Source organism: Ruegeria sp. D3 (genome assembly GCF_056534465.1).
In genome coordinates this window covers 61,329-87,393 of record NZ_JBQFPK010000014.1, presented here as the reverse complement: position 1 = coordinate 87,393, position 26,065 = coordinate 61,329, and the positions used below count along the sequence as shown (strand labels likewise).

The window sequence follows — 26,065 nt, the reverse complement described above, 5'->3', positions numbered from 1 at the left end:
GATTGACCTATCGACAGACAGTTTTTCAAGAGTTTAGGTCCAAACAACAGACAGAGAACCGAGCTTTATCCACTTTGGGCTCGGAGTTGACCTCGGAGGCAGCGCAGCATGACGTGATAGGCTGGACCCGTAAACGTCGTGTTGTCGTCGTGGGAGGGCATGGCGGATCGGAGGATCAGTCATGGAAACACCAAACCTACCAGCCATTCGCGCTCTGCGCCCTGCATGGAACAAGGGCCGCATCGTCGGTCAAAAACGACCGCTGAAACCAAAGCACGTCTGGGCCGACTTGAGCTGGCTAAGAACCATCGCGATCTCGCTCTGCTCAACTTAGCGATCGACAGCAAACTGCTTGGATGTGACTTGGTAAAAAGGGAGGACGTCGAGAGCGTGCGAGGTTTCATTGAACATCGTGTTCCCACCCTCGCAATGGAAGATCGAAGCGGCGAACTTATCTGGCATTTGTTCATGGCGCTTGCGCTCAACATTCGTATCACCGGAGGGGTGCTCACCCCTCTCTTTCATGTTGAAGATCCGATGTGTGCCCTCCTCATAAGTCAGGCCGCCGATCGAGGTTTGGTACGTGGTCCCATCGATCAAGCTGTTTGGAACCAATCAATAAGCGGCGCCGGTTTAGAAAGTACGGCGTGGCCCTATGCCTATGAAGGTCCGCGACTGGGCATCATCCCTGGGGCTACGTTTGATCATATCGAGAACCATCCGTATTTCTCAATTCTTCACCAGCGCAATGTCGCGACGGCGCGTGGACAATCTCCATGCGATGAGACTTCGCGCAGCATTTGCGGAGTTCGGCGACCCACCGGCTATCGACGATTGGGATGTCGGTGATGAAGATGAGCAGTTGGAAGAATTTGATGATGAGGCGATTAACTGACTGGCAGCCTCGGAACTAGATGAAGCCTTATCTGTTCGAAATTCGAGCTGGTGACAGGGCTGGCCATCTTGTCTTTGTTGGTGCAGCTCAAAAAACTTCGGCGATTTGTTGCATTTTTCGATCTCAAATGTCCGCTTCGACAAGAACGCCTTTCAAACGCTTTTCTGCAGCGAAAATCAGGTTCCCTAGCAAAGGCCCCTTTTCTGGCTTTCCGATATCGATCCCGACACCGCGCTGGTGAGACTATTTTTGACTGAAGTACCAGCTCTGGTGAAGATTGTTTAGACCTTCGCATTGTACCTATTTGTTGTACACAATGCCTATTGGACAGGGCTTACCCAGCCTTGTTTTTGTAACTCGCGCAGTACGGCTTCTGCATGCTCGACATCTTTGTGGATACTTTTGAGCATCGCGCCGATTGGTGCGTTCGGCCAAGCACGCTCAAGTTCAGCTAGTTTGGCTTTAGCCGCATGGTCTTGCCCCATAGCTGACAGCGCCGCCGTTACATATGCAAGTGAAGGTGCGCTGAGTGGATCGCCAAGTTGCTTTGCCTCTTCAAAGCGTTCTACCGTTGTTTGATATTCACCCAGATGAAAATGCGTCGCGCCGGAAATGTTTCGATTTGCAAACCTTTGGTTTCTGGAATCTAGCAGAGAGAGCCTGTCGGCCGTTTCAATAGCTTCGCCAAACTCGCCAGTAAACATCGCCACAGCACCAAGAAAGTCGAGAACGGCGCCATCGTTAGGATCAAGTTTTGAGGCCCGCCTACCGAGTTGCAGCGCGGCGTCATAATCGCGATTGGCGAAACTGGCCCAGCTTTTTGCGGACTGGCTCCAGGCTTGGTCTGGGGCAAGGCTAACCGCTTGGCTCGCCATCTTCATGGCGGCATCCGCATAGTCGTTCTTGGCGTCTGACGGCGGAGTTATCACCGCAAGGGACGCGAGGGCCTGCGCTGCACCGGCATATCCGCCGAAATATTCTGGATCGATCTCGATCACGCCTTCGAAAACGGACAGAACCAGCAACTGGCGCTGTCGGTCGAAGATCGGAAATATCATTGTCCGTGCTTGTTGCGCCAAATTGAATGCTTGTAATGCAGCAGGGGATTTTTCGTAAATTGCTGCGCGCTGCAAGTGCGTGTTGGGATCAGTTGCAGATAAACCAATCACTTCGGCAGCAACAGTTTCTTGTCCATCTTGGGCAAGACCAACTGCAACCAACGCACCAACGACGGCCCCAATGGTGAACGCCCCTATGGGCAGTCCAAAGCGTAGGGCCTTTTTTGAGATTGATACAGCGGTTGTTTTTGAAACATTTTCGAACCGCGGCCGATATCCACCGCTATCGATACACAGCCGTACCGGATCATCTTTTCCGATGCCCTCGTAATGCAGTTCCAAGAACTGGCGAAGTCGCCGTGCATCGACTCGAACGATGTTTTCCGGATCGGTCCCCTCCGAGGTATCGCGGTCATAGACATCTTGAGCGATAGTCTTGCTGCGAATTTGGTCTCCTCGACCAGCAAGTTCTTCTTCGACGATGTACGTCAGGAACGCCTGAAGTCTATCGGATTCATCCAGATGAGCGTCAACAAGCAACCTGCCAAGGGCGGCGCGCTTTTCACGGGCCGAAATGTCTTTGGAATACCTCATCACATTCTTATTTTTGCAATTAATGACGCGTGAGTCACGCCGATATTCACCGTGAGTCACTTACGTGAATGTTTCCTAAGCCTCAGACTTGTAACCAAAACAGCGAGCCGGAGCGCGAAAATCCGCATTCCCAGCATGCCAATCTACTAAGCGACGGGAGGATTACACATGACACAACGTATGAATTACGAGAGGCTTAGCAAGCACTTCGCAATCGGCGTGATATTTGGCGCTTGGGCTATTTCTCCACAATCGGTCACTGAAGCAGTCACCGAATTAATTGCCCCTTCGGCAGCATACGCGCAGGAAACAGAAGAAGTTTCTCCTACGATGGTGCGTGATCGCCCTCGCGATGTGTACTACCCCAATACCGAAGATCTCGCCGAAGACGAGATGCGGGTCATCGCGTGTGGAACCGGAATGCCTACAACGCGAGCGGCTCAGGCTGCTGCGTGTTTCCTTGTGGAACTGGGCAACGGAGATAAGTTCTTGTTCGACATTGGCTCGGGATCGGCCGAGCGAATTTCTTCCCTGCAAATCCCGTATAATTATTTGGACAAGGTCTTCATCGGCCATCTTCATACTGACCATTTCGGCGCGTTGCATGACCTGTTCATCGGTGGCGCATTGATGGGGCGGAATATTCCGCTACGGGTTTGGGGCCCAAGTGGACCATCAGAAGAACTTGGCATTGCTTATGCACTAGATCATATGCAAAAGATGCTCACATGGGACCTAGCAGGCCGTGCAGGAGTCACTGATTTCCGCGGCTATTCAATGGAGGTTAATGAGTTCGATTACAGGTTAGAGAACGAGGTAATTTACGAAGAAAATGGCGTCCAAATTCGTACTTTTCCAGCCATCCATTCAATTGATGGTGCAATCAGCTACGCACTTGAATGGAATGGTTTAAAATTTGTTTTTAGCTCAGACACTTATCCGAACAAGTGGTTCAAGGAGTACGCTAAGAACGCAGACCTCGCTATCCATGAATGCTTCGTAGCGGTTCCCGACCTTGTAGCAAAGATGGGTTTCACACCCGAGTCCGCTTTATTGGTTGGAACTCAAGTACATACGGCGCCCGAAGCCTTCGGAAAAGTCATGAGCGATATCGAACCACGAATGGCGGTCGCCTATCATTTCTTCAATGACTTCGACACTTCTAACAATGTATTCGAGCGCATACGCAGCACTTATGATGGTCCGCTAAGTCTGGCAGATGACTTCATGGTTTGGAATGTCACGAAAGACGCGATTACGGTTCGGATGGCAGCAACGGAAGAGCACACTTGGGCACCGCCTCTCGCTGCACCAGCTGAGCCGCCAAACCCTGCTGACAAGACCGCTTATGCGGAAAAGGTTGGACTTTCTCCAGAAGTAATGGAGTTCTCAGAGTTCACAAAGGGTGGTTTTGACGACGTAGACGACGTTTTGCGCCCCATCTACGAAGAAGCTTCGGAAGCGTTAGGCCAAGAGTTCCCGTATCCGGGCGATGAATAAAGTCAAATTTGACCGGCGCGTCTTAATAACGCGCCGGTTCTTTCAATTCTGATCGGAATTCTCTATGCGACATACCTCATTGATTTTTCGCTATTTGGTCTGCGTTGGATGGCTGCTTGCCGCCATATCCCACGCAGCAAACGCCCAGTCACTTGCACGTTCTGAAGAGGATAAAGGCGGTTGGCGACACTCAATCACGCCCTATTTGTTCCTTCCGCTCCGCACGACGGGCACATCAACTATAGATGGAACAAGCGTCGATTTCGACTTGAACTTGAGCGAGGTGCTGGACGTGCTGCAAGGCGCTGCTTCAGTACGTTACGAGGGCTGGAACGGCGACTTCGGGATCATTTCTGAAGTTTACTACGTAAAGCTTGGCGGAGATGGAACTCTACCCGGTGGTAGGGTGGACGTTGATGTTGATGTCCGGCAGACCTTCGCCAACGTGCAGGGCGCTTACCGGTTTGCGAACGGAGTAAATGCCTCAGGCCAACGCTATGCAGCGGATGCCGCAATTGGGGTTCAGTGGAACCGGATCAAACAGGAAATCGACTTAGCGGGCCCCGGCCCAGGTATGACGTTGGGTGGGACAGAAGAATGGCTCGAACCAATGATCGCACTTCGATATATCTCGGAAATCAACGACAAATGGAATTTCGCCAGCCGGGCTGAACTGAGTGGTTTCGGTGTGAATGGCGATGACCTGCAATACCTGGTTGTGGCTGGGTTTGACTGGAAAGGCTGGGAAAACACGTCCCTGCGGTTTGGTTATCAGTTCTATGGAATCGACTTTTCCACCGACCGTTCGGATGGGGAGTTTGCCTATGATGTGGACCAGAATGGTATCTATGCTGCCGTCGCGTTTCATTTCTAAGCTTGGCGAAAGCAGCAAAACATGGGTTCGGTTGGGCTCAGTACTTGCGAGTCTTGCGTTTGGGGCAAGCCAATCGATTGCGGACCTCGTGTCCCCCTATGGCGGGGAAACGGCGCCGAACTTTGTTGAGCTTTCGGTGCAGCCTGATCATGTGCGGGTTCTCCTTGAGGTCGATTTAAACGACTATCCCATATTCGTCATTCCAGATGATGGTTCGGGAACGTCACTGGCTGGGCGTACGGGGCAAAACCTTCAGATCTGGGCAGACGAAGAGAAACTGATCAGCACAACGAATACGATTGATGTGCGCCCCAGAATTTCTCGGCAAACGGCAGCGAGCGCTCTGTATCGACCGCGACCGCGTAGCGAAAATGTCGTCTACGTGGACATGGAGTTTCCGTTCAATGGCAAGCCGGAACAGATCACGTTCATTCCCCCACTAAGTCCAGACGGGATTCCCTTGGCTTCACTTGGCGTTGTGGCCGAGCATATGGGCGTTCCAGTGACAGATTATCGCTATCTGTCGCAGGCTGAAACAATGCTGCCGGACTGGGAAGACCCTTGGTTTAGCAAGTTTGAGAATCCAAACCTCACCCGCCACCACAAATCTCCGATGATGTCGTTTCTGGCCATGGAACCGCGTGTCGTCCGGCACGAGGTCATATTGCGTTTGAAAGACCTTGAGACTTTGGTGAACTTGGGCTTCGGCGATGCTGACCGACTGACCACAGATGATGTCGCCAGGATCAAGTCTAGCGTGTCGGACTTTTTTGAGACGAGAAACCCTCTCGCCGTCGACGGCAAGCCGATGAAACCGGAAACGGTGCAGGTCTCGCGTATCAAAGTTGGTGCCGAAGGTTTGCGTGTTCTTCCGGATCAAGCCGAGGCAAACCGAAAGACAATGTTACTGGGCGTCGTCCTTGCCTATCCGGTTTCGACTTTGCCGAACCGAGTTGATCTGGCATGGGAGCTTTTCCCAGTTGGTCTGGATGTTATTCCGATCACCCTTTCAGATCCGGCAGGGGCGGTCCCCTCGCAGATTTATGCATCCGATCCTGTTGTAAGTTGGAACAATTACCTGACAACTTGGACCAACCCAAAGACCAGCCCGGTTATCGTCAACGTCGCTGGCGTAACTCAGGTTCCATCGTTTGCGCTCGCCTTAGTATTCATATGTTTGATATGCGCCTATTTTTCGTGGCAGCGTGCAAACGTTCAGCGTCTGGTCTTGCTTGGCCTGACCGGGGCATTCGGTGCCGCTGCGATTGTCACGTATTTCCTAGGCAACCCGTCGACGGCGCCCGAGCCGGATGAAATCGCGACGCGTCAAATCGTGGAAGGGCTGTTAACCAACATCGGGACCACGATGCTTGAGACGCAAGATGATAATTCCGTGGCGGCGATGGAGCCTTATGTCGAAGCAATCAATCGCGACAAGGTTCAAGCAGAAATGCGTCGTGGTTTATCAGTTACCTTGCCCTCTGGCGCCATGGCTCGCATCGACGCAATTTCCGAACTGAGTGTCGAAAGTTTCACGCCCGGCGAAGAAAGAAATCAGCATCAGGCCCTCGCCAGTTGGACAGCCCGCGTAAGCGGAGGCCACTGGGGGCACCTGCATAGGCAAACGGTTTCTTATCGTGGCTTGCTAGACGTTTCGCGGCATGGCGACCATTGGATGCTTGATGACCTGACGATTATCAGCGCCAGGACAGGAGGGTAAATCTGTGGTTGAGGTAAGGTTGTTTTTTGCCATGTTCTTGTTTGCCACAATCCTTTTGTGCGCGGGCAGAGCAGAGTCCCATTTCAATCTCAACCAAAATGTACGTATTCATCATGTGGCTCACTCAGAAGATGGGTTAGATGTCTACTTACGCCTTCCGATGCCCTATTTGGTCGCGGAACTGGTCGGTCCCGAAGGTTCGGACGGTTTGCCCGATCCCGCTCCGTACACATACAATCAGATCGAAGATGGTGTGCTCATGCACTACCTGGATCAGGCCGCATTTCACAAAGACCCGCCCGGTTTGGCTCGTATTGCTGAAAACGGCTTTTCGCTATCTATCGGCGGTCGCCGACAAATAGCAGAAATAGTTTCGATAGCATTACACCCGTTGGGGCAAGAACCTGGATTTGCCACGCTTAATGAGGCGCGTTCGGCACTTGCGCAAAGAGACAATTTCCCAACGCCTGAAGAAATTTATGTAGGCGAGGTGATGGTGGACGTACATCTGCGCTTTCCTACGGGAGAGGTAGGTGCCTACAGTTTGTCTTACACTTCTGATCCGGGGCTTCCTGGACAAGAAGAAACGGCAAACCTGATCCTCGACTACAATGGGCAAGATGTTCGGACATTTCGCGCACGGGGTCTAATGCATTCCCCGGTTGATGTCTCCGGATCAGCGACCGCAGCCGCTTCGACCTTTTTTGTTGAGGGAATTCGGCATATTTTGGAAGGTCCCGATCATGTTCTTTTTGTGCTTTGCATGATCATCGGTGCCTTGAACTTGCACAGCCTTCTCGCCCGCGTCACAGGCTTTACCTTGGGCCACACGGTGACTCTGATTTTGGGATTTTTTGGCTTCGCGCCGAGCGGAGCATGGTTCATCCCAACTGTCGAATTGGCAATAGCACTTTCGATAATCTACGCCGCTGCAATGGCTGTTTGGCCGCCAGAGAAAGGACACGGCGATCTGAAGGCATTTGCCATCACGTCGGGCATTGGGTTGCTACACGGGTTTGGGTTCTCTTTCATGTTGCACCAAATTCTACGTGTTGATGCGCCGAACGTTTGGCACAGCTTGTTGGCCTTCAATGTTGGAGTAGAGGCAGGACAAGTCATGATCGTTCTATTGGTTTGGCCATTGGTGCTGTTGTTGCGAAAACAACCAGGCCGTATCTGGATCGGTTCTCGTGCGGTAGTTGCCGCATGTGCAAGTCTGGTAGCTATGGTTTGGGTAGTGGAGCGGGCAGAGTTTTTTCTCTGACACTTGTTACGTTAATCTTGCGCTGATTTGTACAGTAAGCGGACCTTCAATTGGAATTGTTGAACGTCAACTTTGTCCGCAAAGTAGACGGTCAAGCAAGGTGCAGCGAACGACCGCATGGAGCCCAAACCGGAAGCGGTCCTGCGCTAAAGTTCGCAAGTGCAGCAACGCGAACGCCAAAATGGTTAGCCGTGCAGCAGTGAGAAAAGCAGACGTTCAGCCCAAACGCAGCGAAAATGACTATGCGGAGGTCCGAGTTGCGGACAAAGCAGACTGTCAGAAACCTGCCCATTGGTCCTTAGTTTTGCCAGTTCTTCCGTATTTGCTTCGCCGCACATGTGCGACTTAATTGGGTAAAGTGCCTCCCTCGTAAACCCATTTGATGGCGGCGGGCTCAGGACAAATCTGGCCACCAACTTCGCGCAGGTGCCGGGAAATCTCCTCCGTCATTCCATCCATTCTTGCCTCGCCAACGGCGCCCTTGCGGATCATGGCTCCGGAATTAAGGATTGGGATCTCTGAGGCCGTACGCCCTTCAAACTTTCCCTCATTCGCTTTCATCCATGGGAAGGATGTAAACTCCAGCACATTAGCCCATTGTTCTTCGGTCAACTCTTCACCGATGAATTCGGCAATCTTTCGGATTGATCCTTGGTGGTCACTCTTCATGTCAGAGAAGTGCAGGAACAAAACGTTTGGTTCATTCCGGAGCGGCCACCACGCGGCGAGAAAGCCAAAGATCGCGCCTTGCATACCGTTGGCGTCAATCACATCAGAATAGAAGGTTGGAAAGTCGGGTCGACAAAGGGCTTCTCTTGGCACGCCCCAGAGTTCATACCATGCGTCCGAGTGCTTGTTCAGGAATGGCCTGAATGAAACGAGGGCCTCCTCCGGATTTCGCATGATTACGACATATTTGACGTCGGTGCCCGACCCGACGCTCTGAAACGGCACCGCAGGTGGCGGCGAATGCGTCTTGAAAGCGCGGCGCGTGTTGGTTGGCATGGCTGTTACCCGTTCAACCACGGCTTCTTGGGGCTGCCCTGGGAAGGCCAAAAACTCAATCCAAGGCACCTCTTCGTAGACGTCTCGAAAATCATCAGTCCCGCCCGTCAACAACTGATGAACGATGTTCATTGTCCAGGTTGTCCCGCTTTTAATTGGAACAGAAATCACTACATCACCGTCCCTCCAAGCGATCTTTTGTTGAATTTCCGGGGCTATCCAAGGTGGCCCTGAAGGTGGGGCGCCGTCTTCTGGGACGTCGTTCATTATGATTGACCTCTCATTGGCCTCCCTTCGGTCGAGAGGACTAAACCACCAACTTACCCCGCAAAAGCGGACTTTTCCAAATCCCGTGCACCAGGACCACTCAGATCCATGCGCGATGGCCCAAACAAGACGGGGGACGAACAACTTTTTTTTCGTGCCAACCAGCTTTAAAAATGAAAGTACCGGAGCGTGCTCGGTGCGGTCATTCGCTAACTCACATCGCATGTCTCATTTGGAGGTCCGGGTGTGCAATGGTGGTCAACTAGTTCGCAGCAGTTGTTTTGCCTTCTAAATAGTTTGGCCTACTTCGATAACAGGTGTTGCACCACCAGCACTCAGCCCCATCCAAGTTTAAGCGATTTTGCTGGTCCCCGGCTGATTGCTGGTCAAACTTGGTGGGGCTTTCTATCGAGATGAAAATTGCTAAATTCCATTTTTCAACGAACGCTCCGGCCTTGGTGCCGATGTTAAGTGAGTTTCACTCAACGACTGCTAGGCGGACAAAGCTGCCATTTTGCAGAAAAGCTTCATAGTAGGACTGCATGAACGATTGCAGCGCCTCCCAAGAGAGACCCCGGCAGCAATACTGACTTGTTTCTAAGAATTTAATCGCGCAGCATTTGCAAATTTCCAGAACCTAGTGGGAGGATGGCATGGCGGAGTTACGCGAGATTGGTCAGACTGGGATACGGGTCCCTCGGGTCGGGTTTGGGTCTACAGGCTTGGGCAGTATTCCGGAAATCTATGGTTATGAAGTCGACGAAAACCGAGCGATTAGTACCATTCGGGCAATTCTTTCGCAGCCAAATGCATTCTTGGACACGTCGCGTTGCTATGCCATGGGCCGAAGTGAAGAGCGCATCGGGAAAGTCATTCGTGAGCTTGGCGGGTGGCCGGGGGGACGAGTCCTCTCCACCAAAGTCGACAGGAATCTGGAAACCGGCGCGTTCGATGCATTCCAAGCACGAAAATCATTTGAGGAAAGCCTTAGAGCTCTCGGTGTCGACAGCGTTGATATTCTCCACATCCATGATGTCGAATACGCCAGCGACTTATCGGAGGTCAAAGAAAGCGGTGGCGCGATTGAAGAGTTGTTTCGTATCAAGGACGAAGGTTTGGCAAAGGCCGTTGGAATTGCTGCGGGACGTGTCGATTTGATGATGCCAATTTTGGAGGGTTGGGATTTTGACGTAGTCCTGACACACAACAGGCACACGCTGGTAAATAACAATGCGGCACCTCTGATTGAATTCGCAAAATCACGGGGCTGTTCGATGTTGAACGCAGCACCTTTTTCAGGAGGTGTATTGGCCCGAGGCAGCGCGATTCACCGCTTCTACGTTTATCGACCAGCAGATGATGAAATACTTGCGCCAATACGTGCAGTCGAAGAGATATGCGGTCATTACGATGTTCCAGTCGGTGCTGCAGCCTTGCAATACTCGTTAAAAGACGAAGATATCACTTCGACGATTTGCGGAGTTACGTGGCCTCAGCATGTTCAACAGGCGATGGAATGGGCAGAGTGGTCCATCCCTGAAGGCGTTTGGGAGGAACTCGCTGAGCTCGATAAAACTTCGAGCGACCCAGAAGTATAGAGTCGATTTGAAGATAGAATACTATTCTTCCAATTGACCGCTTTGGGCTCGAAGCAGACATTCGCTGCAACTTGCTTGAACGTCTCCTTCGCGGAAAATTTTACTGAAGCGGGAGATGCGTCTTCTTGCTTCAGTTCGTACAAGTGTTGCTAATAACGCTTTTCTCCTAGGTGCGCGATACCCGAAGCCAGTAGTCGTCTTGCCTCGTAGAGTTCACGCTGACCAGACATTAGGTTTGGAGGTAGAGCACCTATCTTTTCAGAATGCCGAATTGATATCTCTAACCTATCAGCCGCTTCGATTGCGGCTTTTAGTGCAGCCTTGATGGCGGTGCTATCAGAAATGGGCAGGCGAGTTCCAGCCATTCCTCCGTTGTCTGTCCATGACCCTCTCTTCATTTTTGTTCCTCGCTCAGGCGGCCCCATTTTGGTAGTAGTGACTTATCAATTGCGGCGGTCGTTCTATCCGTACGTCGCATTTCCTCGACCTCCGCACGGAGTGCGGACAGTTCTTCAAGCCCTTTGAGCTGGGCGTGACGACCCAGAACATCCTGAAGAAGCCTTGCCTGTTGCAAGCTGATTTCGCCCCGCGATGCTGCAGTTGTGGTCCGCTCTGAAGCGACGAGGATATCTTCAATTGAGCTCAATTTGTTCCTGTCAGCCAATTGAACGAAGTCAGAGCGTGTAGGAGGCCGAACCCGATCAACGAGCCATTGGGCTACGGTTGGATTGCCGTTATCAAGCTCGTCGGAAATTACATCAGTGGCGCGCCCGAGCATCTCTTCAAGCCGTTCGCCCGCAAGCCGTGCTGCGCGTGCTTTAATGCCATTTGCGCCCCGCGGTCGGCCGGTTGACTTTGGCGGTTTGTGCCCGGGCAGGAACTTGCCATCCGGGCCGCGTTTAGCTTGTTGCTCGTCATGCGGCATAGAACCGTCAATCTCGTCATTTATACGTCAATAATACTGACATAATAGCTTAACTTTGCGTTCTTGTCACTGTCTTCTGATTGACCCGTGGGTTACGGAGTTCGAGAGCGAGGTGTTCCGCTCCTTTAAGTGAAAAACCAAATCGGCTGTTGCATTCTCACAAAGAAATCAAGACGTGAGGATGCCTCCAAGGCCATCTGGCATCACATGCTCAACGCTCAATTCCTTAGTTACAAGACATGCAAACCACCTAGGATGCTCCCACTCAATTCTCAATTTCCATTCCTCAATGTTGAACGCACGTTGGCCAAGTTGTCTGGATGAAGGTGATAGCACCGCGCGACATCAAGGTTTTGGACTGCCAAATTGGTTTCATTAGCCCAATTGACAGCAGTTGAAGTCAGGAGAATTCAGTAATATGTGGGGTTTTATGTGGGGGCGAGATGTCCCAGCTGGCGGAAAACGCAGCGTTTTCAATGAGGGTATGGTGGCCCTAGGCTCCACCAAAACCTAACAATACAACTAGATAGCAAGCATTAGAGCGGTGTGACACACAGGTGTGACACAAAATGAAGCTGCATGCGCATCTCTCACTGTCCAGACACGGCATCTACTACTTTCGTTGGCCACTGCCCGACACAACTCCAAAACCCCGCACTAGACCAAGCACCACACGTAGGACCCTTCGGGTGTCGTTGCGTACTAGATGCCCTAAAGAGGCCGGTACTCTGGCACGGCGTCTTGCAGTGTGCGGCGACACGATAGCAAAGCATATAGAACGTTCGGGCATGACCCTGATAGTTCAGGAACTGGAAGGTGCAATCCCTTTCCTGCCGAGTATCCGACAGGTTTGTGCCCGCATTTCGCAACCCGGATTGCAGGGTTTGAACCGACATTCCCAATGCTGCCGCTGTTTCCGGAATACCAAATTCTTAATCTGCAAAGTCAAAAGGCCGCTAAAAGCCGACCTTGTGTGCCTATAGTGAGATGAAAAGCTTGGCTGCTACAATCACCGACATATGATGCTGGCTAAAGATATATGTACTGAATGGAGTTAAAGATGTGCTTTTCAGCTACGGCAAGTTTTGTCGCGGGGGGAATATTGTCCGTTGCCGGTGCAGCTACCATGATTTCTGCGTGCAGACAGAAGTTGGGGTGTGGCCTAATATTCCTGTCATCTTTTCCGTTAGTTTTCGGTTTACAACAAAGTCTTGAGGGTTTGGTCTGGCTCGGGATATCCGACCAATTGTCTTTGAGACTTTTAACGATAGTAAACTATGGCTTCATTTTTTTCGCGTTTTTCTATTGGCCTGTTGCTGGCCCAACTGCAGGTTTTCTGATCGAAAAGCGAAAGTGGCGTAAACACTTATTCGGTGGACTTATCATTGGTGGTTTGGCTGTGGGAACTTACCTTATGTTGAACGCAATCAATCACCCCGTACTTCCCACCTCTAGCGATGAATGGGGAGGGCATATTTTGTACCTACAAGGTATGACCCTTATCCCAAACATCCAATACATTTACTTCTTTACTGCATGTACTGCGCTAGCAGCCTCATCGAACCCCACCGCTTTCAAGTTTGGCCTAGCGCTTACAGCGTCGTTTTTGGTCACGCTCTTCGGTTATGAATTGTTTGTTCTACCTTCGGTGTGGTGTTTCTTCGCTGCGCTTTGCAGCATCGTCATTTCATATGACGTTCTTCGAGGTAAGACTGTACAATACTTAGAGGAGCAGAGTGATGATCTCCGGGCCATTGTCTGACGGACGTATTGCGGGTGCTGTCAGACCAATTCGAACCAGTCTCAGTTTGCTGCGGAAACTACGAACCTATCCGGTGATCGCGTACATTCGTGAAATTCAACGTGCCAACGGGATAAATTGAGGACTGGACCGTGAAAAAGATCATAACGCTCGCACTCATGGTTGCTCTTCCCAGCGGCGTGCTGGCGCATTCCAAGGTCGAAGAAACAACCCCTGCCGACGGAGCCACAATAACCACTGTGCCCGCTGAAATTGGCCTCAACTTCTCTAAGGACATCCGGCTGACACGGATAGAGCTGGCCCATGAAGAACACTCGACCGTAAGCCTAGATTTGGGCGAGCAGACAAGTTTTGGTCAGGAGTTCACGATCCCACTGCCGAGCAATGGAACGGGCACCTATGTCATTGAATGGCGAGGCTTAGGTGAAGACGGCCATGCGATGCAGGGCGAGTTTTCCTTTACCGTGGAATGAGCATGCCAGATATTTGGGGTATTGCCGCAGTCTTCGCAAAGCTGGGGCTCTACATCGGCTTTGCGGGGTCCACCGGGCTTGTAATTGTTAGTTGCCTCTATTCCGGCGTTGTCGCACCGATAAACCTCGGGATAAAGCGCCAAGCTAGGGCCTTAGGGTGGCTCGCTCTCGCCGCAACGGTTGTTGGTTTCATGCTTCGTGGAGCCGCCTTAACAGGCGGAGTTGACGGCATGGTCGATCCAGAGATGCTTGGTCTGCTTTGGCAGACATCCGTGGGCGACGCCCTTGTCTACCGCCTTATCGGCGCAGTGATGATCCTTGTGGGGCTGTCTGTTCCTCGCTTTGGTCAATGGATCGCACTGTTGGGTGGCACAGCGGCTTTGTGGTCCTTTGCACAGATCGGGCACGTACCCGAACTCGAGAGTGTTGGCGTCCAAATCTTACTCCTGTTGCACCTGCTTTGTGTAGCCTTCTGGGCGGGCATCTTTAGCCCGCTACGGAGTATGGCTCTCATGCCTGAACACCTCACGGATGCTGCTGAACTAGGTCATAGGTTTGGGCAAACTGCCGCATTGGTTGTACCGGCCTTGATCGGTGTTGGCCTATGGATGGCTTGGCTACTTGTGGGCAATCTCCAAGGGCTCTTGTTCACTGGCTACGGGCAGGCACTGTTGTTCAAAGTGTTCCTTGCAGGGCTGTTGTTGATCCTCGCCGCTGCCAACAAGCTTCGATTTGTTCCCGCCATGCAAAGTGGAGAAGCAAAGGCAGCGCGTCACCTCGCCCGATCTATCGAGGTTGAGACAATAGTCGTATTAGCGGTTCTGGCGACAACGGCAACACTCACGAGCGTACTAACGCTTCCGAGTTAAGGTAGGCAGAAATGAACAAACACCTGTGTACACTCGCTATATGCAGTATTGGTACTAGCGTCGCTGCAGATCATGAGTTGATAGACAGAGACCTTGCGAATGGGCAGGAACTCTACGCAGAGCACTGTGCCTCATGCCATGGAGTTAATCTGGAAGGCCAACCCAACTGGCAAACACCCAACGATGACGGAGTGTTACCTGCACCACCACATGACGTGACAGGGCACACATGGCACCATGACAACCAGCTACTGTTTGAGTATACCAAACAAGGTGGAGCAGACGCATTGGCAGCACGTGGTATTAAAGACTTCAACAGTGGCATGCCCGGCTTTGAAGGCACCCTGACTGACGAAGACATATGGGACGTGCTGGCCTACATACGCTCCACTTGGCCCGACGATGTTCAGCAAATGCAGGCCAGCCGCAACCTTCCGCACCAGTAGAAGGCTGTAGGCCCAGTTTGCCGACATTACACTCGCTACCTTACGCCAGCGGCAATGTGCGGATGCGCAATCTCAATCGACTAGTTCAGCCTAAAAAATTAGAACTCTGCCGTCATCGCGGTCTCGACGGCATGGACGCCTATACCGACAATAATTCCGGCAAAGATCAGCCCAACAAATGCGTTTATAACGGCCAAAGCCCGGCTCGCAGGTTTCTCAGGTTTAATGTCGCCGTAACCTACCGTGGTAGCGTTTATAAACGCATGGTAGAGGCTCGATCCAGTTGACCAGCCTTCGATCTTGCCAATCGATATCCCCAGTGTGCTAACCAGAACCAATAAAAACACAATTATGGGTGACAGGTAGATTAGGTCGTAGAAGAAAACCGATAGAAACGTGCAAATGTAGCTGGCGTCGCAACCCATAGCGAAACTCTACCTCTCTGCCGGTTGGGGCCTAATTGAATACCAATGTCTTCACCGGAAGCAGGATGGCTTGCGCACGCAAGACAATTGCATTTGCTATACCCATGCCATCCACAATCCTTGCAATGAAGGCCGGCAGGCCGGTGATCTCACCAGCGTCTATTTCCTTTGCTCGGCTCGTATACGCAACGCCCACGCACGCACTACCGGGCGGGATGCTATCAAGATGCTCTGGAAAAATAGGTGCTAGGAACGCTGTAACTGTACCGGGTCGCGCTCGATCCTGCTGATCCAGCAGCGCATCACCCGGTCGGAACTGCCCCGCAGCAATCGCCCCTTGCACGTCATCCACAACCATCGGGACGATGGTCAACGGTTTAGACGCGCAGGTAATTTCCACCAGCATACCCGGCTTTAGTACACTGGCAGAAATCTGACCAAAAGCAGCGATAAAACGCCCCTGTCCCGTGACCTCAGGCACTAAAATCCCGGCAGGGCGTAGAATTGGGTTAACGATATCGCCCGGCTTAAGGAGGAACTGAGTTACGGTCCCATCCACCTCGGCAAACACAGTGGATTTTGATATCTCGTTCTCCGACTCGCTCAGAACCGCACGTGCAGTTTCAAGCTGCGCAGGTAGAAGAGTGGTTTGGCGCAATTTGGCACCATCCAGCGTGGCCGTAGCGGCAGCACGCTGACTTTCCGCGCCGGACAATGCTGTTTGCAAGCGTTCCAGTTCCTGCTCACTAACAACGGTGTTGTTTCGTTCCGCCAGCTCCAGACGTCGCTCCAAATCGCTCGTAGCCTGTGCAAGGTCAGCTTCCGTCGCCTCCACCCGAGCGGTGGCGCTCGCGACTTCCGTTGCGGTCAGGCCCAAGGCCGCCTCAATCTCTTCAATACGACGCTGAGCCGTTTGCGCTGCCGCCTCCTGCCGTGTGGTGTCCAGTCGGAAAATGGCCTCGCCAGCTAAAACGTCTTCATTGTTGGCAACGTAGACTTCCGCGACCCGCCCCGCACGATCCGACAGAATGGTAACTGTGCGAAACGCCGCAGAGACATTCCGCGTTGAGGGGTGGAAATAGAAGATCACCGTGATCAGCGTCACAGCCAATATTGCACAGGCGGTCAAACCCCACCGCAATTCGTACCAGACATTGAACAGGGTTATTTCGTGCCCCCAACGCTTGCCTTGCTTGTAGCGGCGATACAGATAGTCCGGGACGATTGTGATTAGTGCAGAGAAGACCAACTCAAGCATCGTCGCTCTCCGAGACGTCTACTTCGGTCTTGAGTGGAAAGATTTCATGCAACGGCACGGCAGCAATCAAAATAGCCGCGATCCAGAAAGCGTTGTTCAGGGTGAAGAGAGAGATCAACCCAAGCACACCGACCAACTGCATTTGGACCTTATGAGCGCCTGCTGCCATGCGGTCTGGAATGGCCTGTACGGTGAAGTAGAGTGCACCAAAACCCAGCAGCACTATGACTAGAACCAATCCGACAACGATCAGAAACCCGTCTGTCTCCCCCGGAGGTGTTACCCAGAATGGGAGCCTCGCCATCGCCTCATCAGAAATAGAACTGTTCACCTGTACCCCCAAAAATCCAAGTGATCACATTCGAATATAACTGATTGAAATCAAAAAGACCAATCTCGCTGCAGATAGCGAAGTGGCTTTGATACGACTTAGTACGGCGTGAATAAGGTAGTTGCCGAGCAGACCTGTACACAACCGCTCCACATCGTTCGCAACACTTCAATATGGAAAAAGCAGTAGGTCTGAATAGTAGACCAAGCAGGGCAGTAAAGAGGTTTGCACGCTTTGATGTGCACAGTTTGGCGGAAGAGGTTGTGCATATTGGAGAGTGACACTAAGGTGAGACACACTGCAAACCAACACACTACAATAGTGTTTACTATCAGTGAATTAGGCGTTCGGCGGCGTTTCCCCTAGGCTCCACCAAAGCCTAACTGGAAAATCCTTCATAGTTCTTCCATAAATCTGCGTGTTTCTTCCATTTTCAGGCTGACGCGGCGTGTCGCACCTGGCACAAGATTTTCATCACCCTCTATCGGCCCGGCTGTATCAATTGGCTGGGATCGCATCGTTGCAGGTTTGATATTTGAGATTTTTTGTCAATCTTGCGCTGGTCGTTCTGCGCATGATTTGCGGCCTCGCGGATCGGATTGGGATTTTAGGCTAAACCGATCAAGGGCGAGTTTGTCATTCTTTGAGCGTACTACGACCCTGAGCAACCGTAACCAGCATGCACGACTTACGGCTCAATCGCTGCAACCACCGCCATCGCCCGAACCACAATCACCTGCATCGTCGTCGGCAAACGGGTCGCCACTTTCAAATATCAGCGTGAGTTCACTTGTCGAGGTCAGGCTGTTGAGGGCGATCACAAAACAAACGACCGGTACAGTCAGCCAAAGCACTCCCAATAGTAGATTGTCACTTTGCATGATGGAGATACCGCCGATGCAAATGAACACCGCCAAGAAGATCAACATCAGAAAAGTTCCAAGCCTGTCTTTTCGTCTCCAGATCCCTTTTGGGGGCGTTCCGAACAGGGCCGAATAGGCTTTGACGGTGGCTTTGTAGTCATCCAGATGTTGCGCGCCCAGGCTACCAGGATTGTGGTGCACGGGCTTGCCCAGCTTCTTGCAAAAGACATTCCAATAGTCGCGACTGTGCTGCATATGCAAATGCCACACCAAATCCACCGCCTTCGAGGGCACATTACGCTCGTGCCGTGTAGCACAAAGATACATGAATTTTTGATATTCGGCGATCGCTACTTTGGCGGTATCGAGAGAGATGCGGTATTCGTCCATCAGTTGTTCAATGAACGGTTTGCCTGCAGCATCATCAGGCATCTTGTGCGTCTTAATCAGCTCCCATAGCTGAATATTGAGAGAGGTCATCGGAGCCTCCTGTGTTTTATCTTTTTCAGTTTTTGGCTAACGCACAAATATGACAAGTATGTGACACGCTGGTTCTCTCGGGCTGCGCGGACATTGCCGCTACCAGAAGTCTGGAAGACCCCGCCGTGTAAGCTCCAGTTGCCCTTGAGGGAACGGTGTCCTTCTCAATGCCCGTGCTAGCATCGCAACCCGTCAGTTAGCTCCGATCGTAGGTGTGTGAGCGGCAGACGAAACAAATGACTCGCTTAACACGGGAACGTTTGTCCCGCTGCAATCATAACCATCCAAAGCGTCAGGGCAGCCTCACCCGGCTTTGTCCACACCAAGGTGGACAGTATCGGCGTGTCGTTCGCGAAATCAATCATCGTTATGATCCGCATTTTGACCGCATTCGGCACATCGACCGAAAGTGGCGAAACAATCTGATCGAGAGTTATCATGCCGCCATGAAAAGACTGTTTGGATACCGCCAAAGCTTTCGCTCTTTGCGAACGGCCAAAGCGACCCTAAGCGGCCTGGAGACCCTCAAACAAGGCCACATTCGTCACAAACAATCAGGCATTCTTGGAGAGCTCCAGTTCACCGCAAAGCTATTCGAAGCCGCGTAGTTCATCGACGCTCGCCCGCGCAAATCCAGACCAAATAGATTAATGCAACAGTCCCCTTCGTCGGCCTGTAAGTAAGCTACATTTTGGACTTTTATTCAAAAATATTTTTACACAATTTGATCCCTAACACGTGTTTAAAATGCGACCATAAGTTGAATTTAGCCTGGTTCACAAAATTTTCCCTGACGATAGCTTCGACGCACAAATAGAGGAGAAAGTGAATGGCTAAGAAACCTAAGTTAACCACCGCATTCGGGGCCCCGGTCCCTGACAACCAAAACATCATGACAGCAGGTCGTCGCGGCCCCGCGTTGCTGCAGGATGTGTGGTTTCTTGAAAAAATGGCACATTTTGACCGCGAAGTGATTCCGGAACGCCGCATGCACGCCAAAGGTTCCGGAGCGTACGGAACGTTTAAGGTAACCCATGACATCACTAAGTTCACTCGCGCCAACATCTTTTCCAAAATCGGAAAAGAGACTGAGATGTTCGTTCGATTTTCAACCGTAGCGGGTGAGCGCGGAGCGGCAGATGCTGAGCGAGACATTCGTGGCTTTGCCATGAAATTCTATACTGATGAAGGCAATTGGGATCTTGTCGGCAACAACACCCCGGTCTTCTTTTTGCGCGATCCGCTGAAATTTCCCGACCTTAACCACGCGGTCAAACGAGACCCGCGCACAAACATGCGTAGTGCAGACAACAACTGGGATTTTTGGACTAACCTACCTGAAGCCCTGCATCAGGTCACCATTGTGATGTCGGATCGCGGCCTACCCGCAACCTATCGGCACATGGACGGTTTTGGTAGCCACACATTCAGCCTGATCAATGCAGACAACGAACGCTTCTGGGTCAAGTTCCACTTCAAAAGCGCGCAAGGGATTAAGAACCTGACCGATGCCGATGCCGCTGAAATCGTCGCTGCAGACCGTGAAAGCCATCAGCGTGACTTGTATGACAACATCGAGCAGGGCAATTTTCCGAAGTGGACGATGTTTGTGCAAATCATGCCCGAGAAAGAAGCTGGCAGCTATCACATCAATCCGTTCGATCTGACCAAAATCTGGCCCAAGGCGGACTATCCTCTGATCGAAGTTGGTGAGCTCGAGCTGAACCGGAACCCCGAAAACTATTATGCGGAGGTTGAGCAGGCCTCGTTCGCGCCTTCCAGCGTAGTGCCAGGCATCGGTTTCTCACCGGATAAAATGTTGCAGGGGAGGCTGTTTTCCTATGGTGACGCAGCTCGCTACCGGCTGAGCGTGAACCATTCGCAAATTCCGGTCAACGCGCCGCGTTGTCCTTTCCATTCTTATCACCGCGATGGCGCGATGCGGGTCGACGGCAACTATGGGTCTACTCTGGGTTATGAACCGAACATGTTCGAAGAGTGGCAAGAACAGCCCGATTTTTCCGAACCGCCCTTGTCGCTTGAGGGTCAGGCCGATCACTGGAACCATCGCGAGGATGAAGACTACTACTCGCAACCCCGTGCCTTGTTTCAATTGATGACTGCAGATCAGAAACAACAGCTGTTTGACAACACTGCGCGAGCCATCGCTCCGGCTCGTATCGAGATCAAGCACCGTCACATCCGTAACTGTCATAGGGCCGATCCGGCCTATGCGCAGGGCATCGCGGACGCGTTGGGAATCAATCTCGGCGATGTTGCAGACCTGTAACGACACCCGGCCCGGCGTGCGCTACGCAGTCGGGCTTTTTCACAAATTTCAGGACTTTCTCTATGACAAACTCTCACGACCGTCTTTCAATAAACCGCCGCACCCTTTTGGCAGCGGGGTCCGGAATGACCTTAACCGCAGCTGTCCCGGCAGCCGCGCTAGCGTTTGATACGCCGAAGGATGACTTGTACCATCAAGTTGCAACTCTGATTGAGGAGCTTGAAAGCGATCATGGCTCGGGGCTTGCTGCCGTCAACTGGTCGCGACGCCATATTGCCAATAAATTGCGCGCGGCTTTGAATCTACCAGTTGAGAAACCCGTGTACGATGCTGACTACACTGAGTTCTATAAGAAAACACTGTAGGCGCGACTTGAGGGCAGAGCTAATTGTGTCCGTCAGCTAGTCTTTCTAGTTGCTGCGGACCGCTCTGCCGACATGCTCCTCGGGCTTTCGTCCGAGACTTGACACACCTTGTGCACACAAATTCTTGCTTACCGCATCGCAGAACTTTGAGCTTCCCCCCAATTATTGGACAGTCTGCGGCGTAGATTAAGCTACTTTTTGCTCCTGATGATTGGTTTGGTTTTATTCCTTTCGCAGCCAATAGATCACGGCTGGTGGCTTGCCGCCAAGAGCGGAATGAGGACGCTTTTGGTTGTAAAACTCGATCCATTTCTCAACGCCCGCTTTTGCATCCGATCCGGTCTCCCAGACGTGCAGGTAGACGCATTCGAATTTCAACGACCACCGGAGCCGCTCGACAAAGATGTTATCAAGGAAGCGGCCCTCAGTCAGCAGGTGTTTCCCGCGAGTTCTTGTAAGGATCGGGAGGCAACGACTAGTGCCTCCCGAGAATTGATTTCTACTGTGACATCCCGCCTTCGGTCGAAATCTGTTCTTCAACGTGAGACTGATTGGTTATGTCCGAACCCCGCGGAGGATAGTCCTTGAACGTAGATAGGTGGTTTTGGACGATTTTGGCAGCAGGACCAAAGGCCCACATTTTGTTGCCCATCCACCGTGTATACATCCCCGACTCTTCGGCCGCTTTTTCGTAGGGATCGCGCCGCAGGTTGAACAGCAAAGGGGCGTTCAGCTCCTCTTTTGGCCCTGCCCAACCTTCGGTCTGGATCGTAAAATGTGCTTTCCAATCGCCATGGCGCACGGCTTGCAGATCGGGGCCCTCATAGTAGATGATCTCTTCCCGGTTACTCTCCCCCTCACCAGTTAGGAACGACAGTTGGTTGTACCCATCCAGGTGCACCTGATAGCCCTCGTAACCCTCCAGCAATGAACCGGTCAGATCATCGGGCCCGCCAGCAGCGGCAACAAGGGTGGGCATCCAGTCAAGACCGGCAAAAATACCGTTGCTCACAGTTCCGGCAGGAACTTTACCGGGCCAGCGAATGATGCCGGGGACGCGGAAGCCGCCTTCCCAGGTTGTGCCCTTTTCGCCATGGAACGGCGTTGTTCCACCGTCCGGCCAGGTCATGGTTTCCGGTCCGTTGTCAGACGTAAAGACAACAATAGTGTTGTCCGAGACGCCCAATTCTTCCAGTCGCGCCATGACTTTGCCCACGTTGTCGTCCAGCTCTTTCATCACGACGTCCTGCAGGCCGCGCCCGTCACCCAGCATGGCCTCGTATTCGGGGCTCAGATGCGTCCAGACGTGCGCGCGCGCCGGGGCCATCCAGACAAAGAACGGCGTTTCGCTGTCGACTGCGCGGTTGATGAAGTCCAGCGTGTGGGCTGTCACTTCGTCGTCCAGCGTCTTTTGCCGCTCGGGCGGGGCTGGGCCATCGTCGATGATGCGTTGTTTGCCAACCAAACCCCAACGCGGATCTACCGCTTCATCGACTGTATCCGTGGCATAGGCATGAATGATGTTCCGAGGGCCAAATGTATCGTTGAAGTTCTGGTCCTTAGGTCAGTCTGGATCGGATGTGTATTCCATCGCGTTCAGATGATAGAGCCAGCCCCAATATTCATCAAAACCTTTCACCGTCGGCAGGAATTTATTCATATCTCCCAGGTGGTTCTTGCCAAATTGCCCGGTCTTATAGCCCAGAGACTTCAGCATATTGGCCAGGGTTGGATCATCCTCGCTCAGACCTTTTTCAGGGTCTCCGGGGCAGGCCGACCGTGTGCATTCCGGTACGTACCGGCAACTGTCCGGTGATGAAGGCGGATCGCCCGGCAGTGCAGCTTGGCTGCGCATAGTAATCCGTCAGACGCATACCCTCGGCGGCCAGTTGATCAAGATTGGGGGTTTGGATGCTTTTCACAACCTGATGATAGCTGCCAAGACTGGCCCAGCCGACATCGTCGGCCATGATGACAAGAATATTGGGCTGATCGGTTTCGGCCAATACTGGCAAGGCACAGACCGTCGCCGTGGCCAGCGTGGCGGATACCGCAATAGATCTAAGAGCGAACATTGTCACCTCTGTGGACTTAGAAAAAGATCTCGATGGTGGAAATATCGAAGGGTCCATCAGGGATAACGATTGAGACTTTCTTGTCGCAACAGAGCTTTACCATGATTTCATATTGTGAAATCTAAAACACGAAACTTGAAATGAAATTGGCTGCACGATGAACGAAAACGCATTGACCGCCTTTCTGGTATTGGCGGAAACCGGCAGCTTTCAAAATGCGGCTCGTGTGATGGGTGTCTCGAACGCGTCCTTGTCCCGCTATGTCGGGCAAGCTGAGGATCACACGGGCCTTATATTATTCCATCGCAGCCGCAACAGCAGCACGTTGACACGCGCGGGGCAGGAGTTTCTGCCTATCGCTAAGGCGCTGCGCGAAGATCTTGACCGCTATGCAACTCGCGTGGCTGGATTGCGTGAATCCGGGCTGGGCACTTTGCTAATTGGGTGTGGGCCGCTCACCACAAGAACTTTGATCCTGCCTGTCTTACGCGTCGTGCGACGGGCGATACCTGACCTGCGTTTCCGAATTCTGGTAAGTGCCTACGCGCGTCCACTTGACTTATTGCAGGCGGGCGAATTCGACGTGTTCCTCGGCGATCTGACCTACACACCCGAAGCCGAAGACGTCGAGATCATGGTGATGGAGAAGCAAACTATCCAATTCGTCGCTCATCGAGACCATGAGATTCACCAGCGAGGTCCGCAAACCATGGCAGGTATTTTCGACTTTCCCTTTGCGTCACCGCATCTGCATAAACACTGGAAAGCTGCCTTGACGAAGGCACTTGGTGGCGGTGTTGAGGCCGTCGAAAAGGTCAATTCACAGCCGCATATCGAATGCGACGACTACAACCTCCTGACCGGACTGTTGGCGGAGCCTGACTTCGTGGTGGGAGGGATGCCGGACACGTTCGCGGAACTAATCCGCACAAAGACTGTCAGACCCGTGTCGATGAAACAGAATTTGACATGGAACATCTGTGCGGCGCGCAAGTCGCAGAACACGTCTGCCGCAGTTGAATTATTTTGGAACGAGCTTGTTAGTTATGGGGCATGATCGGAGAGCCTGCCGTGCTCTCACCGCAACGCCCAGACCGTAAATCTCGTCAGCTAACGGAAGGGATACAGCGCCTCGAGTGTTCTCAATCAGCCGGAACATGTAACGCAATTGCATGTGCTCTTCTGGCAGCGCCAGAGGCCCCTAAGGGTCAAATTGTCTGACACGCAGCAGTGCCGGTGTTTCACTGGACAACTTCATTGCGCAAACCGTTTTTTCAAAGGGGCGGGCCACATCGATTGTATCGGCTCATCAGCATTGTTTCAGTTAAAGGAACTGATAGGTGGTTTGAAACAGACGTGGCCAGCCAAATTCTGCGGGGTTGTCGGCCGCTTATTCGATTGATCCAATCATCATTTCCCCAACCAAAGGCATATTGTGTAGGTCACGGCCGCTAACAGCCGCGAACGCAACCGAGTTTGCCGTTCCCAGAGGACAGGTCGCCAGTTTCATCGCCGTACCCACAAGTTGGATGTTCTGATAAACCGCGCCAACCTCTTTCAACACCAACGCATAGGCCAAATCGCAATAGGCCGCTCGGACGGCAGTCATATCCGCCGAGAGCAGTAGCAGAACTTGCGTATGTTCAGAGCGGTTTGCCGACGCGGCGGCGTCCTTCAGCATGCTACACAATAGGGCGTTAACTTCTGCGATCATGTTAAGGCCATGCTCAGCACTGTCATAGACGTACAGACCGGCTTCTAGACCTTCGCAACGATTGACCAAAAGATACGCGGTCAACGCGTAAAGGCCGCCTCCGCTCGGATAAGAATGGTGTTGACCCAACGGATGGAAACACCGGAACAACAACTCGCTCAATTGATCCTTCGCAATTGGTGTGCGCCCTTGTTCACGGCGGCTCTGGCGATTGCGGGACACCACGGCGAACGGAGGATCACCTGCGGCAAGGGCGTCTACGTCATGTTTCGGCAGGACTATTTCCGGATCATTGCCTGGGGCTTGGGTTGGGCGCTGCGCTGGTCCGGTTTTGCCAATATGCGCGCGGGTGAACCCTAGGCGGGTGCGCTCGACAAATAGGGTTTCGTGAACCGGCGCAGCGGGTTTTTCGTCGCACTCCAGCAAACCGCACCAAGCAAACAGGCAGATAACAGCCTCGAATACTTCCTGCTCAATCTCGGGCACACTGTTTGCTGCATTTGCGGAATCTGATCCGGCAGAGAGCTCGAAAATCAGCGGTGACAGTTTGGCGTCCAAAAGTTGCATCGAAGCCCAGCTTCCTGGTACCCGCGCCTGCAACCCTTGCTTTTGCGGAGACAACAGTGTTTCACGAGACAGCCTGAGACTGTTTTTAGGCGTGAAATTCGGAAGGCCCGAGACAGGGGAGCGTTGCGGAACACAAACCGCGATGGGCTTGTCATCCTGCATAACGAACCGACAGAGAAACCCGCGTTGATCCAGACGAAACAAAAACGATGCACAGACATCCTCTGCCTCCGGGTTTCCGGATACGAAATTCGTGAGGTCTGTTTCGCTCATAAAGCCCAGCGCAAGCTTCTGGGCAAGCGTCACATGGGCATCCTCTGTCAGGTTGATCGACCCCATCGGACTATTGAGCCTCGTTTCCCCCGCTATTGTGTCCAGCAGAACATCAGGCGCCAGCCCATAGGCCCAGATAGTCGGTCGCTCCATCACATTCCTCCTGCCAGGCTA

Annotated in this window: 25 protein-coding genes and 3 pseudogenes; 15 read left to right on the top strand and 13 right to left on the bottom strand. The window is 52.5% G+C overall.

Features of this window, described 5'->3' with window-relative positions:
• Positions 1-181: 181 nt before the first annotated feature.
• A pseudogene (locus ACR0DX_RS18480) lies at positions 182-426 on the top strand (integrase); the annotation flags it as partial.
• On the opposite strand, the gene ACR0DX_RS18475 reads toward ACR0DX_RS18480, so the two are convergent.
• On the bottom strand, positions 331-600 hold the full coding sequence (locus ACR0DX_RS18475; RefSeq protein WP_170356785.1) for a hypothetical protein: 270 nt from the start codon (positions 598-600) through the stop codon (positions 331-333). The pseudogene ACR0DX_RS18480 and the gene ACR0DX_RS18475 sit on opposite strands and share 96 nt — an antisense overlap.
• A gap of 61 nt (positions 601-661) precedes the next feature.
• Between ACR0DX_RS18475 and ACR0DX_RS18470 the strand changes: the two genes are divergently transcribed.
• Positions 662-895, top strand: coding sequence for a hypothetical protein (locus tag ACR0DX_RS18470; protein ID WP_170356787.1), 234 nt, complete (start codon positions 662-664; stop codon positions 893-895).
• A 320-nt stretch (positions 896-1,215) separates the two neighbouring features.
• On the opposite strand, the gene ACR0DX_RS18465 is transcribed toward ACR0DX_RS18470, so the two are convergent.
• Positions 1,216-2,547 (bottom strand): tetratricopeptide repeat protein, encoded by a 1,332-nt coding sequence (locus ACR0DX_RS18465; protein WP_170356834.1) that lies wholly within the window; start codon positions 2,545-2,547, stop codon positions 1,216-1,218.
• A 168-nt stretch (positions 2,548-2,715) separates the two neighbouring features.
• Between ACR0DX_RS18465 and gntH the strand changes: the two genes are divergently transcribed.
• From gntH to ACR0DX_RS18445, 4 genes are all read left to right on the top strand, one after another.
• Positions 2,716-4,047, top strand: coding sequence for a guanitoxin biosynthesis MBL fold metallo-hydrolase GntH (gntH, locus tag ACR0DX_RS18460; RefSeq protein WP_480847001.1), 1,332 nt, complete (start codon positions 2,716-2,718; stop codon positions 4,045-4,047).
• A 268-nt stretch (positions 4,048-4,315) separates the two neighbouring features.
• A complete protein-coding gene (locus ACR0DX_RS18455) occupies positions 4,316-4,921 on the top strand; it encodes a hypothetical protein (RefSeq protein ID WP_170356838.1) in 606 nt (201 codons plus the stop codon).
• Positions 4,872-6,641 (top strand): hypothetical protein, encoded by a 1,770-nt coding sequence (locus tag ACR0DX_RS18450; protein ID WP_170356839.1) that lies wholly within the window; start codon positions 4,872-4,874, stop codon positions 6,639-6,641. Before ACR0DX_RS18455 ends, ACR0DX_RS18450 begins: the two co-directional genes overlap by 50 nt.
• A 4-nt stretch (positions 6,642-6,645) precedes the next feature.
• Positions 6,646-7,905 (top strand): HupE/UreJ family protein, encoded by a 1,260-nt coding sequence (locus tag ACR0DX_RS18445; RefSeq protein ID WP_480846998.1) that lies wholly within the window; start codon positions 6,646-6,648, stop codon positions 7,903-7,905.
• 345 nt (positions 7,906-8,250) lie between these two features.
• Here ACR0DX_RS18445 and ACR0DX_RS18440 read toward each other — a convergent pair whose 3' ends face one another.
• Positions 8,251-9,177, bottom strand: a complete 927-nt coding sequence (locus ACR0DX_RS18440; RefSeq protein ID WP_170576671.1) for a sulfotransferase domain-containing protein — start codon at positions 9,175-9,177, stop codon at positions 8,251-8,253.
• 653 nt (positions 9,178-9,830) lie between these two features.
• Here ACR0DX_RS18440 and ACR0DX_RS18435 point away from each other — a divergent pair.
• The gene (locus tag ACR0DX_RS18435) at positions 9,831-10,775 is read left to right on the top strand and encodes an aldo/keto reductase (protein ID WP_170797863.1); all 945 of its coding nucleotides are present in this window, start codon (positions 9,831-9,833) and stop codon (positions 10,773-10,775) included.
• Between the two features lie 394 nt (positions 10,776-11,169).
• Here the strand turns inward: ACR0DX_RS18435 and ACR0DX_RS18430 are convergent, their stop codons facing one another.
• On the bottom strand, positions 11,170-11,700 hold the full coding sequence (locus ACR0DX_RS18430; RefSeq protein ID WP_170402035.1) for a hypothetical protein: 531 nt from the start codon (positions 11,698-11,700) through the stop codon (positions 11,170-11,172).
• Positions 11,701-12,748: 1,048 nt separating this feature from the next.
• Here ACR0DX_RS18430 and ACR0DX_RS18425 point away from each other — a divergent pair.
• From ACR0DX_RS18425 to ACR0DX_RS18410, 4 genes are all read left to right on the top strand, one after another.
• Complete coding sequence (locus ACR0DX_RS18425; protein ID WP_170356639.1) at positions 12,749-13,462, top strand: DUF6629 family protein; 714 nt, start codon at positions 12,749-12,751, stop codon at positions 13,460-13,462.
• A 131-nt stretch (positions 13,463-13,593) separates the two neighbouring features.
• Positions 13,594-13,935 carry a copper resistance CopC family protein gene (locus ACR0DX_RS18420; protein ID WP_480846994.1) on the top strand — a complete coding sequence of 114 codons (342 nt, stop codon included), beginning with the start codon at positions 13,594-13,596 and terminating at the stop codon, positions 13,933-13,935.
• 2 nt (positions 13,936-13,937) lie between these two features.
• Complete coding sequence (locus ACR0DX_RS18415; protein WP_170356638.1) at positions 13,938-14,804, top strand: CopD family protein; 867 nt, start codon at positions 13,938-13,940, stop codon at positions 14,802-14,804.
• Positions 14,805-14,815: 11 nt separating this feature from the next.
• On the top strand, positions 14,816-15,250 hold the full coding sequence (locus ACR0DX_RS18410; RefSeq protein WP_170356637.1) for a c-type cytochrome: 435 nt from the start codon (positions 14,816-14,818) through the stop codon (positions 15,248-15,250).
• Positions 15,251-15,348: 98 nt separating this feature from the next.
• Here the strand turns inward: ACR0DX_RS18410 and ACR0DX_RS18405 are convergent, their stop codons facing one another.
• From ACR0DX_RS18405 to ACR0DX_RS18390, 4 genes are all read right to left on the bottom strand, one after another.
• On the bottom strand, positions 15,349-15,675 hold the full coding sequence (locus ACR0DX_RS18405) for a potassium channel family protein (protein ID WP_170356636.1): 327 nt from the start codon (positions 15,673-15,675) through the stop codon (positions 15,349-15,351).
• Positions 15,676-15,706: 31 nt separating this feature from the next.
• Complete coding sequence (locus tag ACR0DX_RS18400; RefSeq protein WP_170356635.1) at positions 15,707-16,933, bottom strand: HlyD family secretion protein; 1,227 nt, start codon at positions 16,931-16,933, stop codon at positions 15,707-15,709.
• Positions 16,926-17,264 carry a hypothetical protein gene (locus tag ACR0DX_RS18395; protein WP_170356634.1) on the bottom strand — a complete coding sequence of 113 codons (339 nt, stop codon included), beginning with the start codon at positions 17,262-17,264 and terminating at the stop codon, positions 16,926-16,928. Before ACR0DX_RS18395 ends, ACR0DX_RS18400 begins: the two co-directional genes overlap by 8 nt.
• 695 nt (positions 17,265-17,959) lie before the next feature.
• Positions 17,960-18,607 carry a hypothetical protein gene (locus tag ACR0DX_RS18390; RefSeq protein ID WP_170356633.1) on the bottom strand — a complete coding sequence of 216 codons (648 nt, stop codon included), beginning with the start codon at positions 18,605-18,607 and terminating at the stop codon, positions 17,960-17,962.
• 236 nt (positions 18,608-18,843) lie between these two features.
• On the opposite strand from ACR0DX_RS18390, the gene ACR0DX_RS18385 reads away from it, so the two are divergent.
• From ACR0DX_RS18385 to ACR0DX_RS18375, 3 genes are all read left to right on the top strand, one after another.
• Positions 18,844-19,215, top strand: a complete 372-nt coding sequence (locus ACR0DX_RS18385) for a DDE-type integrase/transposase/recombinase (protein ID WP_480846988.1) — start codon at positions 18,844-18,846, stop codon at positions 19,213-19,215.
• A 221-nt stretch (positions 19,216-19,436) separates the two neighbouring features.
• Positions 19,437-20,897 (top strand): catalase, encoded by a 1,461-nt coding sequence (locus ACR0DX_RS18380; RefSeq protein WP_170356632.1) that lies wholly within the window; start codon positions 19,437-19,439, stop codon positions 20,895-20,897.
• Between the two features lie 125 nt (positions 20,898-21,022).
• A complete protein-coding gene (locus tag ACR0DX_RS18375; RefSeq protein ID WP_170724733.1) occupies positions 21,023-21,262 on the top strand; it encodes a hypothetical protein in 240 nt (79 codons plus the stop codon).
• Positions 21,263-21,484: 222 nt separating this feature from the next.
• Here the strand turns inward: ACR0DX_RS18375 and ACR0DX_RS18370 are convergent.
• From ACR0DX_RS18370 to ACR0DX_RS18355, 4 genes and pseudogenes are all read right to left on the bottom strand, one after another.
• Positions 21,485-21,685, bottom strand: a pseudogene (locus ACR0DX_RS18370) (integrase core domain-containing protein); the annotation flags it as partial.
• Positions 21,686-21,761: 76 nt separating this feature from the next.
• Positions 21,762-22,241 (bottom strand): hypothetical protein, encoded by a 480-nt coding sequence (locus ACR0DX_RS18365; RefSeq protein WP_480847022.1) that lies wholly within the window; start codon positions 22,239-22,241, stop codon positions 21,762-21,764.
• 33 nt (positions 22,242-22,274) lie between these two features.
• Positions 22,275-22,979 (bottom strand): annotated as a pseudogene (locus ACR0DX_RS18360) (sulfatase-like hydrolase/transferase); the annotation flags it as partial.
• A 37-nt stretch (positions 22,980-23,016) separates the two neighbouring features.
• Positions 23,017-23,337, bottom strand: coding sequence for a sulfatase-like hydrolase/transferase (locus tag ACR0DX_RS18355; RefSeq protein ID WP_480846987.1), 321 nt, complete (start codon positions 23,335-23,337; stop codon positions 23,017-23,019).
• A 157-nt stretch (positions 23,338-23,494) separates the two neighbouring features.
• On the opposite strand from ACR0DX_RS18355, the gene ACR0DX_RS18350 reads away from it, so the two are divergent.
• Entirely contained in the window at positions 23,495-24,394 is a 900-nt protein-coding gene (locus tag ACR0DX_RS18350; RefSeq protein ID WP_480846985.1) for a LysR family transcriptional regulator, read from the top strand.
• A gap of 333 nt (positions 24,395-24,727) precedes the next feature.
• On the opposite strand, the gene ACR0DX_RS18345 is transcribed toward ACR0DX_RS18350, so the two are convergent.
• Positions 24,728-26,044, bottom strand: coding sequence for a SagB family peptide dehydrogenase (locus ACR0DX_RS18345; RefSeq protein WP_170527475.1), 1,317 nt, complete (start codon positions 26,042-26,044; stop codon positions 24,728-24,730).
• Positions 26,045-26,065 lie beyond the last annotated feature (21 nt).